Here is a 15,986-nt window from a genome sequence, read left to right on the forward strand (position 1 = left end):
GGTCGTCGCCCCGTCCCGTCCCTCTTTCCTGCCTCCTTCCTGCCGTGCGCTGTGCCGGCGTACGGCCCTCAGAGCTGGAGGGGCAGGTGGCGGGGGCCGCGGAGCATGGCGTTCTGACGGTAGGGCGGTGGGTCCTGGACCAGCCGGGCGGTGCCGAGGTGGGGGAGCAGGGCGCCGAGCGCGGAATAGGCCTCGATGCGGGCCAGGGGGCCGCCGTAGCAGAGGTGGATGCCGCTGCCGAAGCCGAAGTGCTGGTTGTTCGGACGGGTGGGGTCGAATCGGTCGGGCTCGACGAACCGCTTGGGGTCGCGGCTGCCCGAGGCCAGCACCAGGACGACGGACGCGCCTTCCGGGAGGGTGGTGCCGGCGATGTCGACGTCGGCGCGCGGGAGGCGCTCGCGCATGTGGACCGGAGGCTCGTAACGCAGCAGTTCCTCCACCGCTCGCGGCAACAGGTCCGGTTCGCGGCGCAGCAGGTCCAGCTGGTCCGGCCGGCGCAGCAGGGTGAGCACACCGTTGGTGATGAGGTTGACCGTGGTCTCGTGCCCGGCGATGAGCAGCAGGACCGCCGTTTCCGCGAGTTCCTCCCGAGTCAGGCGCAGAGCCGGGTCGGGCTCGTTGACGAAGGCGGAGAGCATGTCGTCGCTCGGCTTGCCGCGGCGCTGTTCGGCGAGGTTCACCAAGTAGCCGCCCATCTCCATCTTCGCCTGTTCACCGGCCTTGTCCGTCTCGGTGGTGTCCGCGCCGGGCCTGACGTCGGCGGCGGCGACGAGGGCGTCGGACCAGGCCCTGAAGAGGGGCTCGTCCTCGCGGGGCACGCCGAGCAGGCGGCAGATGACCGTGACGGGCAGCGGGTAGGCGAAGTCGTCGACGAGGTCGATCTGCTCGCCCGCGCGGAAGGATGCCAGCAGTTCCTGGGTGATCCGGTCGATCTCGCCGCGCATGCCGTCGACGCGGTGGGGGCTGTGGGGCGGACCGAAGGGCCGCATGGCCAGGGTGCGCAGTCGGTGGTGTTCGGGGTCGTCGAGCCGCAGGAACGGCAGTTGCTGGGCCTCCCCGCCGCGGGTACGGGGGTCGACACTCATCCGCGGGTCGTGGAGCAGGGCGGCGACCTCGTGGTAGGTGCCGATCAGGTAGCTGCCGTCAGCCTGCCGCACCACGGGACCGGCGGCGCGGAGTTCCGCGTACAGCGGGTAAGGGTCAGGGCGGCTGGCGTAGTCGGTGATGCGTTCCAGCAGGGTCTCGGAGGCCATGGCGGCTCCTCGTGGTGGGGCGGGACGCGGGCTAGACCACGGTCAGCCGGCGGTCGGGAAGGTGACCGGTGAGCGCGACGGTCGGGCCGTGGGACAGCACCGACGGATCGGGCACGTCGGAGGGGATCGTGACGTCGGCCGCGATCGCCCGGTCCGCCGCGCCGGGCGGGGGTGGGAAGGGAGCGGCCGACTCGATCAGGTGCCGGTAGTAGTCGAGCGCCTTCGCCATGTCGACGGTGACGGCCGCGGTGACCCGGCCCTTGTACCCGTAGACCATGGCAAGACGGCGCGCCTCCAGGGAGCCTTGGGCGATGACGATGTGGTCGGAGTACGGGGGCACGCCCACGGACTTGATGTTGAGTCCGAACTGGGTCGACCAGAAGACCGGGACGGCCAGGTGCGGGCGTTGCAGCGGACCCGGGTTGACCATGTTGTGGGCCGCCACCTCGGCCTGCTCGACCGCGTTGCCCCAGTGCTCCAGGGACAGCAGCTGGTAGCCGAACAGCGGGTGGGGGAAGCGGGAGACGTCGCCGGCCACGAAGACGTCGTCGGTGACGATCCCGTACATGTTGAAGGCGCGGCATCCGGCGTCGCACGCGATCCCGCGCGGGCCCGCCGCCAGCCCCGACTCCGCCAGCCATTCGACGTTGCGGATCGCTCCCAGCGCCGCGACGCACACGTCCGCGTCGACCCGGCTGCCGTCGGACAGCTCCGCACCCGTGAAGGCGCCGTTGCCCTTCAGGGCGGTGACCGTCACGCCGGTGCGCAGGTCCACACCGTGGTTGCGCTGCATGACGGCCGCGAGCTTCGACAGGGTGCCGCCGAGTGCTCCGACCAGGGGGGCGGGGCCGCGCTCGGTGACCGTGACCTGCACCCCCAACTCCCGGCAGGCCGAGGCGATCTCCGAGCCCGTGAAGCCGCCGCCGATGACCAGCACGCGCTCCGGCCTCGCGGCGAGCCGGTCGGCCAGCCCCGCGCCGTCCTCGAGGGAACGCAGGGTGAACACCCCCTCCAGCGCGGCCTCCTCTTTGTTCGGCCAAGGCCGAGCGCGGGTTCCGGTGGCGATCAACACCCGGTCGTACGGCAGTGACTCCCCGTCTTCCAGCAGCACCCGCTTCTCCAGCAGGTCCAGGCCCGTGGCGCGGACGCCCAGCCGCCACTCGGCGTCCGGATCCCGGCGCATCGGCAGCTCGGTGGTCTGCGCCGTCGCCTGCCCGAGCAGCACCTGCTTGGACAGCGGCGGACGGTCGTAGGGTGCATGGAGTTCGTCCCCGACCACGGTCAGTGAGCCGGTGAATCCTTCCTCGCGCAGCGCTTCCGCGGCCCGAAGTCCGGCCAGCGACGCACCGACGATGACGATGCGGCCGTCCTTGAGGTCATCGGGCACCGCTGTTCACCTCTTCCCCCAGGAGTATGGCCTGGACCGGGCAGGCCGCCGCGGCTTGCCGCACGCGTTCTACCTGGTCGTCGGGTACGGCCGTGGCATAGAGCAGGCCTTCCTCGCCGTGCAGCTCGAACATGGCCGGTGCGAGGAACACACACTGTGCGTATCCCTGGCAGCGCGTGAGATCGACAACGGTCCGCATCTTCACTACCTCCTCCGCTGTCACACCCCCCCTCACCTCCAGAATGGGTGGAGACCCGTTCGCTCGCACGGTGGCCGCCTCGGGACGGCGGCGCCGATGAGGGCGGGGTGCGTGAACGCCGGTGGGGACGTGCCCAGTTGCGCGCCCGCGTGGCTGATCTCCTCGGCGTGCGGGCCGACATGCGGCAGCATCGGCGGCGCGGCGTCCGGCAGGGTCGCCACCCGCGGCGCCGGCGGACGGAGCACCCGTCCGGTCACCCACGCCGCGATCGATCATCGGCCGCCCGGTGGCCGTCGTGCCCCGTCCCTGAGAGGAACCGGCTCGGAACCCGAACGGGTCGGACCACGGCACCGCTGCCCCGCGCCGGGGACGTGCGCCCGCGCGCGGTGTGGGTACTGGGACGGAGTCGGCAGGAGGGCACGATGGACACACCGCAGCCGGACGCGAAGACGGTCGCCGGTCTGGTCGCCGAGGCCGTGACCGCTCCCTCCATGCACAACGCGCAGCCCTGGCGCTTCCGCTTCCTGGCGAGTGAGCGGGTCCTGCTGCTGTTCGCCGACCTCGACCGCGCCATGCCCCGCTCCGACCCGGGCAACCGCGCCCTGCACATCGGCTGCGGTGCGGCACTGTTCACCTTGCGGGTCGCCGCGGCGCACGCCGGCATCACCCCCACGGTCAGCCTGCTGCCGGACCCCGCCGAACCGCTGCGGCTCGCCGCCGTCCGGCTGGGCGAGACAGCCCCGGACGCCTCGGAAGACGATCTGGCACGTCTGCACGCGGCCGTCCGCCGGCGGCACACCAGCCGGTACCCCTTCGACGACAAGGACATCCCGGAGGACGTGCGGGCCGCCTTGCGCGCGGCGGCGGACCGGGAAGGGGCGGAGTTGCAGTTCCCCGGACCGTGGCACGTGGGGACCATCCTGGACCTGGTGCACGACGCGGAGAGCCGCGACGTCCTGCACCCGGAGAACGCGGGGGACCTGCGGCGCTGGACGCGGCTCGGACCGGAGGCCGACGCGGCCACCGACGGGGTCCCGGAGTACGCCTTCGGACCGCGCATGCGGGACGGCAAGGCACCCATGCGTGACTTCGCCGGCCGCCGCCCGGTGGCGGACCGCGGCACGGCCTCGTTCGAGAAGAACCCGCACCTGGCCTTGCTGAGCACACCGGGCGACAGCCCCGCCGACTGGCTCCGGGCCGGCCAGGCACTGCAACGGGTGCTGCTGGAGGCGACCCTGGCGGGGCTCGCCACCTCCCTGACCTCCCACGCCCTGGAGAGCCGGGACCTGCGCCTGCTGACCCGTGACCCCGTGACGGGCCGCGGCCACGTCCAGATGGTGCTCCGCCTGGGCTACGGGCCCCAGGGCCCCGCCACGCCCCGCCGGTCCGTCCGCGACGTCCTCGACATCGCCTGAACGGCAGGGGGCCACGACGACCGGAGTACGCGACGACGACGGAAGGGGCTCCGGCCGCGGCCCGGTGCCCGCGCCGGCCCCGTCGCGGTCGCGGGCTCCGCCGGTCGCAGTCGGCCTGACGGCTCCTCGTCGCAGCGCCGGGAAGGCGTTCGCACCGCCGACCGGCCGGACGGGTGGTCCGATCGGGTGCCGGCCGAGGCAGTCAGGTCCTGCGGGACCGTCCGCCGCGCGGCCGGTGGCCCGAACGGCCCTGTCGGGAACCCGGGGCGTCGATGGAAGGTGGTCGTGCAGAGGCCGAGACGCATGAAGCCCCCGAACGCCGTCCCGACACGAAAGGGATCCGGATGTCCGTCGACACGCACACGGCGCCCGCCGAACTCTCGGACGAGGAGCTCACCTCCCTGGACGCCCACTGGCGCGCCGCTAACTACCTCTCCGTCGGCCAGATCTACCTCATGGCCAACCCCCTGCTGAGCGAGCCGCTCCAGCCCGAGCACGTCAAACCGCGGCTGCTCGGTCACTGGGGCACCTCACCCGGCCTGAACCTGGTGCACACCCACCTCAACCGCGTCATCAAGGCCCGCGGCCTGGACGCGCTGTGCGTCTGGGGGCCCGGACACGGCGGCCCGGCCGTCCTCGCCAACTCCTGGCTGGAGGGGTCGTACACCGAGACCTACCCGGACATCACCCGGGACGCGGCCGGTATGGCCCGGCTGTTCAGGCAGTTCTCCTTCCCGGGCGGGGTGCCCAGCCATGTCGCCCCCGAGACCCCCGGCTCCCTTCACGAAGGCGGTGAGCTCGGCTACTCCCTGTCACACGCCTACGGCGCCGCCTTCGACAACCCGGACCTGCTGGTCGCCTGCGTGATCGGCGACGGGGAGGCGGAGACCGGTCCGCTGGCCGCCTCCTGGCACTCCAACAAGTTCCTCGACCCGGTCCGCGACGGCGCCGTGCTGCCGATCCTGCACCTGAACGGCTACAAGATCGCCAACCCGACGGTGCTGGCCCGGCTCCCGGAAACCGAACTGGACGAACTCCTGCGTGGCTACGGCCACGACCCCCTCCATGTCACCGGTGACGACCCGACGGCCGTCCATCGCGCGATGGCAGCGGCGATGGACGAGGCGCTCGACCGCATCGCCGGCTTCCAGCGTGCCGCCCGCGAGAACGGGGCCACGGACCGGCCCCGCTGGCCCGTGATCGTGCTGCGCACGCCCAAGGGCTGGACCGGTCCCGCCGAGGTGGACGGACTGCCGGTCGAGGGCACCTGGCGCGCGCACCAGGTGCCGCTGGCCGCCGTGCGGGACAACCCGGAACACCTGAGGCAGCTGGAACAGTGGCTGCGCTCCTACCGCCCCGAGGAACTGTTCGACGAGCACGGCGCCCCTCGCGCGCACGTCGTGGCATGCGTCCCGGAGGGTGCCCGGCGGCTCGGCGCCACACCGCACGCCAACGGCGGCCTCCTCCTGCGGGAACTGCCTCTTCCGCCCCTGGAGAAGTACGCCGTCGAGGTGGACAAGCACGGCGCCACTCTGCACGAACCCACGCGTGTCCTCGGTGACATGCTCGAAGACGTCATGCGGGCGACGACCGACCGCCGGGACTTCCGGCTCGTCGGCCCCGACGAGACCGCCTCCAACCGGCTCCAGGCCGTCTACGCGGCCAGCGGCAAGGCATGGCAGGCCGCCGTCCTCGACGTGGACGAGCACCTCGACCGGCACGGCCGGGTGATGGAGATCCTCTCCGAGCACACCTGCCAGGGCTGGCTGGAGGGCTACCTCCTCACGGGCCGGCACGGGCTGTTCTCCTGCTACGAGGCCTTCGTGCACATCGTGGACTCGATGGTCAACCAGCACATCAAGTGGCTGCGCACCACCCGCCGCCTGTCCTGGCGCGCTCCGGTCGCCTCCCTGAACTACCTCCTCACCTCCCATGTGTGGCGGCAGGACCACAACGGCTTCTCCCACCAGGACCCCGGCTTCGTGGACCACATCCTGAACAAGAGCCCCGAGGCCGTACGGGTCTACTTCCCGCCGGACGCGAACACACTGCTGTCCGTGGCGGACCACGCCCTGCGCAGCCGCGACTACGTCAACGTGATCGTGGCGGGCAAGCAGCCCTGCTTCGACTGGCTGTCGATGGAGGAGGCGAAGGTCCACTGCGCCCGGGGCGCCGGCATCTGGGAGTGGGCCGGCAGTGAGGACGGCACGCGCGAACCGGACGTGGTGCTCGCGTGCGCGGGTGACGTGCCGACGCAGGAGGTCCTCGCCGCGGCCCAGCTGCTGCGTCGCCACCTGCCCGACCTGGCCGTGCGCGTGGTCAACGTGGTCGACATCGCCAGACTGCTGCCCAGCGAGGAACACCCTCACGGCATGAGCGACTTCGAGTACGACGGAGTGTTCACGGCCGACAGGCCGGTGATCTTCGCCTACCACGGCTACCCCTGGCTCATCCACCGGCTGGCCTACCGCCGTACCGGGCACCGCCACCTGCACGTGCGCGGCTACAAGGAGATCGGCACGACGACCACCCCCTTCGACATGGTGGTCCGCAACGACCTGGACCGCTACCGCCTGGTCATGGACGTCGTCGACCGCGTCCCCGGCCTCGCCGTCCGCGCGGCCGGGGTACGCCAGCGGATGGAAGACGCCCGCCAGCGCCACCACGTTTACATCCGGGAACACGGCACGGACCTGCCCGAGGTCGCCGACTGGACATGGGACGGCTGAACCGCCTCCCGGGGAGAGCGCCCCGGCGAAGCATCGCCGCGGCGCTCTCCCCGTACGTCAGCGGCGTGCCGCCGGCTGATCCGGGTGCGCATGCGGTCCACCCCGCGTGGAGCCGGACCGAGCCGCGTGGGCCGTGTTGCCCGGCGGCGTCACGGGGGCGACCGTGTAGAGGGGGGAGCGAGGAAGTGAGTCCGGTGCGAGCGCTCGTCTACCAGGGCCCGGCGCAGACCTCCTGGGACACCGTGCCCGACCCCGTGATCGAGGAGGCGACCGACGCCGTCGTGCGCGTCGACGCGACCACCGTGTGCGGCACCGACCTGCACATCCGGCAGGGCGACTTCCCCGAGGTGAAGCCGGGGACCGTGCTGGGCCACGAGGCCGTCGGCGAGGTCGTGGAGACCGGCAGGCAGGTCAACCACCTGCACCCCGGCGACCAGGTGATCGTGTCGTCCGTGTCGGCCTGCGGGGATTGCAGGGAGTGCCACGACGGCCGGTACGGACAGTGCCGGGGTGGCGGCGGATGGCTCCTGGGGAACCTGATCGACGGCACCCAGGCCGAGTTCGTGCGCGTGCCGTTCGCCGATCACTCCACCACCCGACGGCCCTGCGACCTCCCGCTGGACGACGCGGTGCTGCTCGCCGAACTGCTGCCGACCGCCTACGAGGTCGGGGTCCGCAACGGACACGTCGGTCCGGGAGACACCGTGATCGTGGTGGGTGGCGGCCCCGTCGGCCTCGCCTCGGTCGTCGTCGCGCGGCTCTACTCGCCCCACAGGATCATCGTCGTCGACCTGGCCGGCTCACGGCTCGAAACCGCTGCCCGGGTGGGGGCGGACGCCGCCGAATCGCCGGGAGAGATGATCACCGAGCTGTCCGAGGGGCCGGGAGCCGACGTGGTCATCGAGGCGTCCGGTGATCCGGACGGCTTCCTGCTGTGCACGCGCGCCGTCCGGGCGGGAGGACACATCGCCAACATCGGCACGCACGGCAGACCGACGACACTGCACCTTGAGTCCCTGTGGCGCAAGAACGTGACGATCAGCATGGGGCAGGTGGACACGTCCTCCACACCGTGGCTGCTGGAGTTGCTCAGGTTCGGCCAACTGGCCGTCGCCCCGTTGGTCACCCACACCTTCGGCCTCGACGCCATGGAGGACGCCTACGAGGTCTTCGCACACGGCACCGGCACGGGCGCGCTCAAAGTCGTGCTGCGCCGGTGAGGGCCATCGGCAGCCGGGGGACGCAGGTGGCCGCGGTCCGCCCCGCCCCCGTACGGGCGTACCGGCCCACCGTCCGGGGCCGTTGGGCCCCAGACGGTGGGGACCGGCGGCGGGACGATGCGAGAGAGGGCAGGAGTCGCCGGGCGCGCCGGCGATCCGGCCACGGAGCAGGGCCGAAGCAGGTGAGAGACCATGGTGTTCTGGTACGGACACGGCGTCGGTGGATGGGGATGGTTCGCGATGTCGACCGGCGTGATCCTGTTCTGGGCGCTGATCATCGCAGTCCTCGTGCTGCTCGTCCGCGCCCTCCGCCGGCCGCAGGATCACCGGCACCTTCCGGCCCCACCCTCGGCGGAGGACATCCTCCGTGAGCGGCTGGCCCGCGGGGAGATCGACGAGGACGACTACCGGCGCCGTCTGAACACACTGCACGCCGGACCGCCCCGGACCTGAACCGGCGAAGGGGACGGCGAGCGGCAAGGGGCCGATGGACTTCCGACCGGGCCTGACGCCCTTGCGGTGTACGGCGCGACAGGCGGCCCCGGGAAGGCGGTGGGGACGATGACACTCCCTCTGGTGGTGGGAGTCGACGGATCGGAGCCGAGCCTCGTCGCGGTCGACTGGGCCGTGGACGAAGCCGTCCGCCACGGACTCCCGCTCAGGCTGGTCCACGCCTCCCTCTGGGTACGCTACGAGGCCGGCCTGCCCCCGGCGGGTCCGGGACAGTCCTCGGAGCAGGTGCTGGCCGAGCACATCGTGGCCGCGGCGGCCGACCGGGCGGAACGACGCAACCGGGACGCGAAGATCACCACCGACATCGTTCCCGAGGAGGCGACGGCGGCCCTCCTGCGCGAGGGCGGCGCGGCCTTCGCGCTGGTGACCGGTTCGCGTGGCCGCGGCGAGCTCAGGGGACTGCTGCTCGGATCGGTCGGTCTGGCCGTGGCGGCCCGAGCCCCCTGCCCGGCGGTCGTGGTCCGGGGTGACCGGGTGGGCCTGACGGGTGGGCACGGGCGCATCCTGCTCGGCCTCGGTGAAGCCGGTACCGGCGCGCAAGCCGTGCGCTTCGCCTTCCGGGAGGCCGAGGTGCGCGGCTGCGTCCTCGACGTCGTGCATGCCTGGCGCGGGCCCGCCCATGACAGGAGCGGCGACCGGCTACAGGCCGAAGGACCGGTCGAGACGTCCGCGCAGAGCGCCTCCTCCGTCGTCGACGCCCGGCTCACGGCCGCGATCGACGAGTACCCGCACGTCCGGACGCGCCCGGCGGCCCCTGAGGGACCGGCCGGCAAGATCCTCGTGGACCGGTCGGCCGCCGCGGACCTCGTGATCATCGGGGCACGACGCGGAAAAGGGCACTTCGGACTCCAGCTCAGCCGTGTGGGCCATGCCCTCCTCCACCATGCCCAGTGCCCGGTCGCGGTCGTGCCCGAACGGCAGTGAGTGCGGAGCGGTGTGCTCCGAACGCACCGTGGGGAGCGGTCCTGCGGCCTCACCCGAACAGGCTTCGCACCCTGATGGTCTCGACGCGCCGCCACGTGCCGCCGGGCAGCAGCATCCGCTCGCCGTCGGCGCTACGAGCGCTCAGCCGACCGGAACCGGCCGGCCGGGGCGCCTTGCGCCGCCGCGTCTTCCTCGCCGAGGGCAGCGCCGGACCGCGGTAGGTCCGCTCGGCCCGCGCGTCAGCTTGAGTGCGTCGGCTCATCGGCCCTCCACCTCGCGAGTACGGGATGCTGTTGGGAACGCCGGGCCCTTCCCGGCGGCCGGGCTCGCCCCGCTGCCCGGACAGCCGTCGGCCACACACCCAGCATCCCTCCTCGTGTACCCGCGGGTGGGGCCGAATCGCACAACCGCGGGAGCGAGTCGAACCGGCTGCGCCCCGCGCCGCGCGCTGACCGCGCACAGCCGTCCGTCATGCCGCCGGATGCGCATCTCTGGCGGTGTGGCGACGGGTCCCGCAGCGTGGGGACAGGGGCGGACCGGCCCGGTGGGCACACACACCGAAGGAGAGGTGGGACGCATGGACAGGGATGCCTCCGAGCGCCGGGTGGTGGTCGGTGTCGACGGGTCGCAGTCCTCCTACGACGCCCTGCGCTGGGCCGTGCGGTACGCCGGCCTGGTCGGCGGCACCGTGGAAGCGGTCGCGGTGTGGGAGCTGCCGGGCCTGTACGGCTGGTCGGGGCCCGCCGTCGACATGGACGTCGACGAGGACGAGACACGCCAGAAGATGAGCCGGGAGCTGACCGAGGCGCTCGGCGCGGCCACGGCCGGCTCCGTGCGGACCCACGTGGTGCACGGCAACCCCGCCGACGTCCTGCTGCGAGCCGCCGAAGGAGCCGAGGCCCTGGTCGTGGGCAGCCGGGGCAGGGGCGGGTTCGCGCGCGCCCTGCTGGGCTCCGTCAGCCAGCACGTCTCGCAGCACGCGAGCTGCCCGGTGGTGATCGTGCGCTCCGCGCAGCAGTGAGAACGACCCATGGGCCCGGCCGCCCGGCACACTGGAAGGAGCCGGACCGCCCGGCCTCGGACCGCCCCTTCGGCGTCCGCCTCGAAGGGGTCGGCCGGTCCCGGACGGGGCCGTATGGCCCCTGATCGCGCGCGCCCCACGGCGCCACCCTGGTGTCGGACCCCTCACCCGGGAGGCGGAGACCATGTCGCGAACCGTCACGGTGGGTCTCGACGACTCGCCCGAGAGCCGGGCCGCGGTCGAGTGGGCCGCGCGCGAAGCCCTGCTGCGTCGCCTGCCGCTGAAGATCGTGCACGTCCAGGGGCCGAGGCCCCGGCATGTGGCCCGCACGCCGTTGCGGGACCCGGTGAGTCACCGGCGCCGGGCCCAGCAGCTGACGGACGAGTCCGCGGACGGCATCCGGCTGCGCCACCCGGGCATCGAGGTGATCACCGAGCAGCTCACCGGCACCGTGGTCGATGTCCTCGGCGAGGCGGCGGGCCACGCCGAGCTGCTGGTGCTGGGATCGCGGGGCGTGGGCGGGTTCGGCGGGTTCGTGCTCGGCTCGGTGAGCCTGGGCGTCGTGGCCCGCGCCGAACGCCCGGTCGTGCTGGTGCGGGCGGGGGAGCAGGCCGCCGACGAGCACGGGATGGACCCGTCGGGCGTACCGTCCGCCGCGGCGCCCTTCCGGCCCGTGGTGCTCGGCCTCGACCTCGACCACCCGGACGACGCGCTGCTGGACTTCGCCTTCGACGCCGCCGCCCGCCGGAAGGCGGCCCTGCGGGCCGTCCACGCCTGGTCCGGGCCGTCGGCCTCGTTCCACGGCTTCTCCGGTGACGCCAGGCTCCACAACTCGCTCGAACGCGGGCAAGCCACCCTCCTCGGCAAGGTGCTGCGCCCCTGGCGGCAGAAGTTCCCGGACGTCGAGGTGATCGAAACGAGCCGGTGCGGCAGCGCTCCACAGGTCCTCGTCAACGACTCCCGTGACGCCTCCCTGGTGGTCGTCGGACGGCGCGTCCGCCCGCACTCGTTCGGTGCGCACATCGGCCATGTCACCCACAGCGCGCTGCACCACGTCGCCGCCCCCGTCGCGGTCGTCGCGCACACGTGACCGACCACTCCGCAGGAGGAGAAGCCATGAGCGCAGCAGTCGCACAGGCCCATGGGAAGCCTCTGGATCTGCCCCTGGTCGTCGGCGTCGACGGTTCGGAGCCGAGTATGCGGGCCGTGGACTGGGCCGCCGACGAGGCGGTCCTGCGCGGGGCGTCGCTCCGGCTCGTGTACGCCTCGCTCTGGGAGCGCTACGAGGGCGCGGTCCCGGCCCAGGAGTCCGGTGAGCCGTCGGAGGAGATGATGGCCGAGGAGATCGTCGGGGCCGCCGAACGGCGGGCCCGTCGTCGGCGGCCCGGCCTCAAGGTCACCACCGATGTACTGCCCGAGGAACCGGAGTACGGCCTGATACACGAGAGCAGCAGCGCTCTGGCCCTGGTGCTGGGCTGCCGCGGTCGCTGCGGCGTGACCGAGTCACTCCTCGGATCGGTCAGCGCCGCGGTGGCCGGGCACGCGCACTGCCCGGTGATCGTGCTGCGCGGAAGCGACGGCGACCAGGCGCGCTCGGCGGCACGCGGTCGCGTCGTCCTCGGAGTCGGTGCGGAACCGGCGGGCTCGGCGGCGGTGAGGTTCGCGATCGAGGAGGCCGTGCTGCGCGGGGTCCCGCTGGAAGCCGTCCGGGCCTGGCGCCGTCCCCTGCACGAGCCCCGTGCGCATCGTCCCCCGGACTTCGACCGGGGGTACCCCCAGCTCGTCGGCGAACCGGCCCACCCGCGAGAACGGCAGGCCGCCGAGACGATCGCGGACGCCCTGCGGGACGTCCCGTCCGGCCTGCGGGTACGACGACGTACGGTCGAGGGACACGCACGCGACGCCCTGCCGGCCGTCTCCCGCGAAGCCGACCTGCTCGTCGTCGGAGCCCGGCGCCGCCGAGGCCACCACGGGCTCCGACCGGACCGTGTCGTCCACGGTGTGCTCCACCACGCCGCCTGCCCGGTGGCGGTCGTACCCGAGCCGGCCTGACCCCCGAGCGGACGGGCCGGTCGGCCGAGCGCGGCCCCACGGACACAGCACAGCCCGAAGACCGAACCGGGGTGAGGAGCGTCATGAAAGCCTTCGTCTTCCACGGTCCCGGACAGGCGTCCTGGCAGGACGTCCCGGACCCGGCCGTCAAGGAACCCACCGACGCGATCGTGAAGGTCGGCGCGGTGACCATCTGCGGCACGGACCTGCACATCCTCAAGGGCGACGTCCCCGAGGTCCGTCCGGGGACCGTGCTCGGCCACGAGGCGGTCGGCGAGATCGTCGAGACCGGCAGTGACGTGCGCACCGTGCGCCCCGGGGACCGGGTGCTGGTCTCCTGCATCACCTCGTGCGGCCGGTGCCGGTTCTGCCGGGAGAGCGCCTACGGCCAGTGCCGGGGCGGCGGAGGCTGGATCCTCGGCCACCTCGTGGACGGCACCCAGGCCGAGTACGTCCGGGTGCCCCACGCCGACCTGTCCGTCCACGCGCTGTCCGCCACCGTGCGCGGCGAGGACGCCGTCCTGCTCGCCGACATCTTCCCGACCGCCTACGAGGTCGGCGTTCTCAACGGACACGTGCGCCCCGGCGACACCGTGGCCATCGTCGGCGCCGGTCCCATCGGACTCGCGGCCATCGCCACGGCACGCCTCTTCGCACCGGAGCGGATCATCGCCGTCGACCTGACCCCGGCCAGGCTGGAAGCAGCCCATCGGCTGGGCGCCGACGCGATCGCCGACGTCCACGAGGCTCCCGGCCAGCTGGTCGCCGACCTGACCGACGGCCTCGGCGCGGACGTGGTGATCGAAGCGGTCGGCGTGCCGGAGAGCTTCGAGATGTGCACCCGGATGGTCCGCCCCGGCGGGCACGTGGCCAATGTCGGCGTGCACGGCAGGCCGGCCACGCTGCACCTCGAAGACCTGTGGAGCAAGAACGTGACGATCACGACCGGCCTGGTGGACACCTACTCCACCCCCACCCTGCTGCGGATGGCCGCCGCCGGCCGGCTGCCGACCGGGCAACTCGTCACCCACACCTTCCCGTTGCACCACATGGAAGAGGCGTACGACGTCTTCTCCCGGGCCGGCGAGACCGGTGCGCTGAAGGTGGTGCTCGGCGTGGAGCAGCACGCGCAGGTGGCCGTACCCACACCCCCGTGACCGCGCCGTGCGCGACAGTCGTCAGCCGAGTGCCGTCACCGTCCCGCCCTGCCCCGTCAGGTCCGTCAGGCGGACACCCGCGACCAGCTCGGGGTGGATGCGGACCGCCTGGTCCAGGCCGTCCGCGGGTGCCCAGGGCCGCAACATCGCCCGGATACGGGCCAGTTCCGCCGGATCGGTCACCAGGCGGGCGTACCCCGTGACGACCACGCTCCAGCCGAGGTGGGTGTCCGGGTCGATGACGTCGGCCTCGTAGGCGACGACCACGCCCGGACCGGCCGCCCCCTCGGCGTGGGATGTCAGGGCCGTGCCCTCGTGGGTGCGGATGACGATGTCCCCGTCGTCCAGGACGTGGTCGACCGGACGGACCGTGGGCAGGGCGTGCCGGGTGAAGACGAGCCTTCCCAGCGACACGCTGCCCAGCAGCCGCAGCGCCTCGGCGGGGCCGAGGTCGACGCGTCGGTGCACGGGGGCGTGATCACGGGTCATGGCCTGCTTCTCCTGGACGGGCGACCGGCTTCCCGCCGACTTCGGGCCGGCCGGTGGGTGCCGGGGTGCGGTACGGGCGGATCGGCGGCGCGGGGGACCGGTGCCGTTCCTGTTCTCACGGTCGTCCACCAGATGCCTCCTCTCCAGTGCCGGTCGGCTCTCGGACAGGGGTCGGACGTCCCTCGCACCTGCGGGCACTCGCTTCGACGCCGGGGACAGGTCCTGGCGGCACCGGCAGCCGAGCGGGTCGGACCGGCGATCCCCGGGGCGAGCGGACGAAGGTCCCCCCGGACGGGCCGTTCGGCCCATGCCCCGGAAGGCCGCGTCACCGCAGCCTGGAGATGTCGCAGACCGGTACTCGGCCCCTGGAGGACGCCATGACCGGTATTCCCAGCGTCGTGAGCGACGTGATGACGCGCAGGGTCGTGGCCCTGCGCACGGGGGCTGCGTTCAAGGACATCGTGCGGACCATGCGGGAGTGGCGGGTCAGCGCCCTCCCCGTGCTGGACGACGCCGGACGTGTCGTCGGCGTGGTCTCCGAGGCCGATCTGCTGCGCAAGCAGGAGTACGGCGGGGGCGGCCTCGGCTGGTACGGGCGGGCCCGGGACCTCACCGGGTTCCGCAAGGCGGACGCGGCGACCGCGGGGGAGCTGATGACCGCCCCGGCCGTCACGGTGCCGCCCGACGCCGGCCTCGCCCAGGCGGCGCGCATCATGGCGCGGGGCAAGGTCAAGCGGCTGCCGGTCGTCGACCACGCGGGCATGCTGAAGGGCATCGTCAGCCGGTCCGACCTGCTGGAGGTCTTCCTGCGGGACGACCAGGGCATCGCCGAGGACGTCCGGCGCGAGGTCGTCGCACGGCACTTCGGCCCGTACGCGGAGGCGGTCCGGGTCGAGGTGCGCGACGGTGTGGTCACTCTCACCGGCAGGACCCCCGAGACGGCACTCGTTCCCCTGGCCGGCGCCCTGGCACGGACCGTGGCCGGTGTGGTGGACGTACGGTGCGCGCTGAGCGGCCCACCCCGCCACCCGGACCTCGATCCGGACCTGCCGGATCCGCAGCGGCCGGCTTCCGCCTGACGGGGCGCCGCGCGGGAGGAGGCCCGGACCGGTGACACGGCTTGCGGGGTTCGGGCGGCCCTGGTCAGTCCAGGATCGTGGCGGTGCCGCGGCGGCGAAGGTCGGCCAGCCCGTTGACCATGGCCTCGATCTGCTCGGGGGAGTGCCCGACCCAGTCCTTGAGCTCCGACACGACGCGCACGGGCTCGCGGGTGCGATAGGAGCGGGTGGGGTTGCCCGGGAACTTCCGGTCGGTGACGTTGGGATCGTCCTCCAGATCGCCGGTCGGCTCCACCACGTAGATCCGCCCCGGCCCGTCGCCGGCTGCGAGTTCGGCGCCCCAGGCGGCGGCATCCAGGGTCTCGGACACGTAGACGTGCCGGGAGGTGCGCCCTTCCTCGAAGTTGGACGCGTACCCGGGGATCAGCAGATCCCCGGGTACAAGGGCCGCCTTCGTACCGTGCAGGTAGGTTCCTGCCTCGTACACCTGGAAGGGGACGGGCGCGCTGGTCATGGGCTGCTCCTCGGGGCCTGGGCTCGGGAGAACAGGGAACCACGTCCTCCTGCCC

The 15,986-nt window shown here is 72.9% G+C and carries 16 protein-coding genes; 10 read left to right on the forward strand and 6 right to left on the reverse strand.

The window, feature by feature from the left end; genetic code table 11:
- Nucleotides 1-68: 68 nt before the first annotated feature.
- The 3 genes from IE294_RS29775 to IE294_RS29785 are packed head-to-tail and all read right to left on the reverse strand — an operon-like array spanning nucleotide 69 to nucleotide 2,839.
- Nucleotides 69-1,253 carry a cytochrome P450 gene (locus tag IE294_RS29775; protein ID WP_189891163.1) on the reverse strand — a complete coding sequence of 395 codons (1,185 nt, stop codon included), beginning with the start codon at nucleotides 1,251-1,253 and terminating at the stop codon, nucleotides 69-71.
- Between the two features lie 31 nt (nucleotides 1,254-1,284).
- Nucleotides 1,285-2,640: an NAD(P)/FAD-dependent oxidoreductase gene (locus IE294_RS29780; protein ID WP_189891165.1), complete on the reverse strand. Its 1,356-nt coding sequence runs from the start codon at nucleotides 2,638-2,640 to the stop codon at nucleotides 1,285-1,287.
- Nucleotides 2,630-2,839 (reverse strand): ferredoxin, encoded by a 210-nt coding sequence (locus tag IE294_RS29785; protein WP_189891167.1) that lies wholly within the window; start codon nucleotides 2,837-2,839, stop codon nucleotides 2,630-2,632. Before IE294_RS29785 ends, IE294_RS29780 begins: the two co-directional genes overlap by 11 nt.
- A gap of 422 nt (nucleotides 2,840-3,261) precedes the next feature.
- Here IE294_RS29785 and IE294_RS29790 point away from each other — a divergent pair, with 422 nt between their 5' ends.
- The 5 genes from IE294_RS29790 to IE294_RS29810 all read left to right on the forward strand — a co-directional run bounded on the left by IE294_RS29790 (nucleotide 3,262) and on the right by IE294_RS29810 (nucleotide 9,640).
- Complete coding sequence (locus tag IE294_RS29790) at nucleotides 3,262-4,254, forward strand: Acg family FMN-binding oxidoreductase (RefSeq protein WP_189891169.1); 993 nt, start codon at nucleotides 3,262-3,264, stop codon at nucleotides 4,252-4,254.
- Between the two features lie 344 nt (nucleotides 4,255-4,598).
- Complete coding sequence (locus tag IE294_RS29795; protein WP_189891171.1) at nucleotides 4,599-6,983, forward strand: phosphoketolase family protein; 2,385 nt, start codon at nucleotides 4,599-4,601, stop codon at nucleotides 6,981-6,983.
- Nucleotides 6,984-7,177: 194 nt separating this feature from the next.
- The gene (locus IE294_RS29800) at nucleotides 7,178-8,203 is read left to right on the forward strand and encodes an alcohol dehydrogenase catalytic domain-containing protein (protein WP_189891313.1); all 1,026 of its coding nucleotides are present in this window, start codon (nucleotides 7,178-7,180) and stop codon (nucleotides 8,201-8,203) included.
- Nucleotides 8,204-8,395: 192 nt separating this feature from the next.
- Nucleotides 8,396-8,656: an SHOCT domain-containing protein gene (locus tag IE294_RS29805; RefSeq protein ID WP_189891173.1), complete on the forward strand. Its 261-nt coding sequence runs from the start codon at nucleotides 8,396-8,398 to the stop codon at nucleotides 8,654-8,656.
- A 99-nt stretch (nucleotides 8,657-8,755) separates the two neighbouring features.
- Nucleotides 8,756-9,640: a universal stress protein gene (locus tag IE294_RS29810; protein WP_189891175.1), complete on the forward strand. Its 885-nt coding sequence runs from the start codon at nucleotides 8,756-8,758 to the stop codon at nucleotides 9,638-9,640.
- Between the two features lie 49 nt (nucleotides 9,641-9,689).
- On the opposite strand, the gene IE294_RS29815 is transcribed toward IE294_RS29810, so the two are convergent.
- Complete coding sequence (locus tag IE294_RS29815; protein WP_189891177.1) at nucleotides 9,690-9,902, reverse strand: hypothetical protein; 213 nt, start codon at nucleotides 9,900-9,902, stop codon at nucleotides 9,690-9,692.
- Between the two features lie 315 nt (nucleotides 9,903-10,217).
- On the opposite strand from IE294_RS29815, the gene IE294_RS29820 reads away from it, so the two are divergent.
- The 4 genes from IE294_RS29820 (at nucleotide 10,218) to IE294_RS29835 (ending at nucleotide 13,870) form a co-directional block, all read left to right on the forward strand.
- On the forward strand, nucleotides 10,218-10,661 hold the full coding sequence (locus tag IE294_RS29820; RefSeq protein ID WP_189891179.1) for a universal stress protein: 444 nt from the start codon (nucleotides 10,218-10,220) through the stop codon (nucleotides 10,659-10,661).
- A gap of 184 nt (nucleotides 10,662-10,845) precedes the next feature.
- A complete protein-coding gene (locus tag IE294_RS29825) occupies nucleotides 10,846-11,751 on the forward strand; it encodes a universal stress protein (protein WP_189891181.1) in 906 nt (301 codons plus the stop codon).
- A 26-nt stretch (nucleotides 11,752-11,777) separates the two neighbouring features.
- Nucleotides 11,778-12,713, forward strand: coding sequence for a universal stress protein (locus IE294_RS29830; RefSeq protein ID WP_189891183.1), 936 nt, complete (start codon nucleotides 11,778-11,780; stop codon nucleotides 12,711-12,713).
- Between the two features lie 83 nt (nucleotides 12,714-12,796).
- Nucleotides 12,797-13,870, forward strand: a complete 1,074-nt coding sequence (locus IE294_RS29835; RefSeq protein ID WP_189891185.1) for a zinc-dependent alcohol dehydrogenase family protein — start codon at nucleotides 12,797-12,799, stop codon at nucleotides 13,868-13,870.
- Nucleotides 13,871-13,891: 21 nt separating this feature from the next.
- Here the strand turns inward: IE294_RS29835 and IE294_RS29840 are convergent, their stop codons facing one another.
- Nucleotides 13,892-14,359, reverse strand: a complete 468-nt coding sequence (locus IE294_RS29840; protein ID WP_189891186.1) for a pyridoxamine 5'-phosphate oxidase family protein — start codon at nucleotides 14,357-14,359, stop codon at nucleotides 13,892-13,894.
- Nucleotides 14,360-14,736: 377 nt separating this feature from the next.
- Here IE294_RS29840 and IE294_RS29845 point away from each other — a divergent pair, with 377 nt between their 5' ends.
- The gene (locus IE294_RS29845; protein WP_189891188.1) at nucleotides 14,737-15,438 is read left to right on the forward strand and encodes a CBS domain-containing protein; all 702 of its coding nucleotides are present in this window, start codon (nucleotides 14,737-14,739) and stop codon (nucleotides 15,436-15,438) included.
- 64 nt (nucleotides 15,439-15,502) lie between these two features.
- Here the strand turns inward: IE294_RS29845 and arr are convergent, their stop codons facing one another.
- Nucleotides 15,503-15,931: an NAD(+)--rifampin ADP-ribosyltransferase gene (gene arr, locus IE294_RS29850; protein WP_189891190.1), complete on the reverse strand. Its 429-nt coding sequence runs from the start codon at nucleotides 15,929-15,931 to the stop codon at nucleotides 15,503-15,505.
- Between the last annotated feature and the right edge of the window lie 55 nt (nucleotides 15,932-15,986).

It is taken from the genome of Streptomyces canarius, from assembly GCF_014650735.1.
Classification (GTDB): domain Bacteria; phylum Actinomycetota; class Actinomycetes; order Streptomycetales; family Streptomycetaceae; genus Streptomyces; species Streptomyces olivaceoviridis.

Excerpts from the sequence above, each read along its gene's own strand:
- IE294_RS29775 (WP_189891163.1), bottom strand. The coding sequence starts at position 1,253 with ATGGCCTCCGAGACCCTGCTGGAACGCATCACCGACTACGCCAGCCGC.
- IE294_RS29785 (WP_189891167.1), bottom strand. The coding sequence starts at position 2,839 with ATGCGGACCGTTGTCGATCTCACGCGCTGCCAGGGATACGCACAGTGT.
- IE294_RS29790 (WP_189891169.1), top strand. The coding sequence starts at position 3,262 with ATGGACACACCGCAGCCGGACGCGAAGACGGTCGCCGGTCTGGTCGCC.
- IE294_RS29795 (WP_189891171.1), top strand. The coding sequence starts at position 4,599 with ATGTCCGTCGACACGCACACGGCGCCCGCCGAACTCTCGGACGAGGAG.
- IE294_RS29805 (WP_189891173.1), top strand. The coding sequence starts at position 8,396 with ATGGTGTTCTGGTACGGACACGGCGTCGGTGGATGGGGATGGTTCGCG.
- IE294_RS29815 (WP_189891177.1), bottom strand. The coding sequence starts at position 9,902 with ATGAGCCGACGCACTCAAGCTGACGCGCGGGCCGAGCGGACCTACCGC.
- IE294_RS29820 (WP_189891179.1), top strand. The coding sequence starts at position 10,218 with ATGGACAGGGATGCCTCCGAGCGCCGGGTGGTGGTCGGTGTCGACGGG.
- IE294_RS29825 (WP_189891181.1), top strand. The coding sequence starts at position 10,846 with ATGTCGCGAACCGTCACGGTGGGTCTCGACGACTCGCCCGAGAGCCGG.
- IE294_RS29830 (WP_189891183.1), top strand. The coding sequence starts at position 11,778 with ATGAGCGCAGCAGTCGCACAGGCCCATGGGAAGCCTCTGGATCTGCCC.
- IE294_RS29835 (WP_189891185.1), top strand. The coding sequence starts at position 12,797 with ATGAAAGCCTTCGTCTTCCACGGTCCCGGACAGGCGTCCTGGCAGGAC.
- IE294_RS29840 (WP_189891186.1), bottom strand. The coding sequence starts at position 14,359 with ATGACCCGTGATCACGCCCCCGTGCACCGACGCGTCGACCTCGGCCCC.
- IE294_RS29845 (WP_189891188.1), top strand. The coding sequence starts at position 14,737 with ATGACCGGTATTCCCAGCGTCGTGAGCGACGTGATGACGCGCAGGGTC.
- arr (WP_189891190.1), bottom strand. The coding sequence starts at position 15,931 with ATGACCAGCGCGCCCGTCCCCTTCCAGGTGTACGAGGCAGGAACCTAC.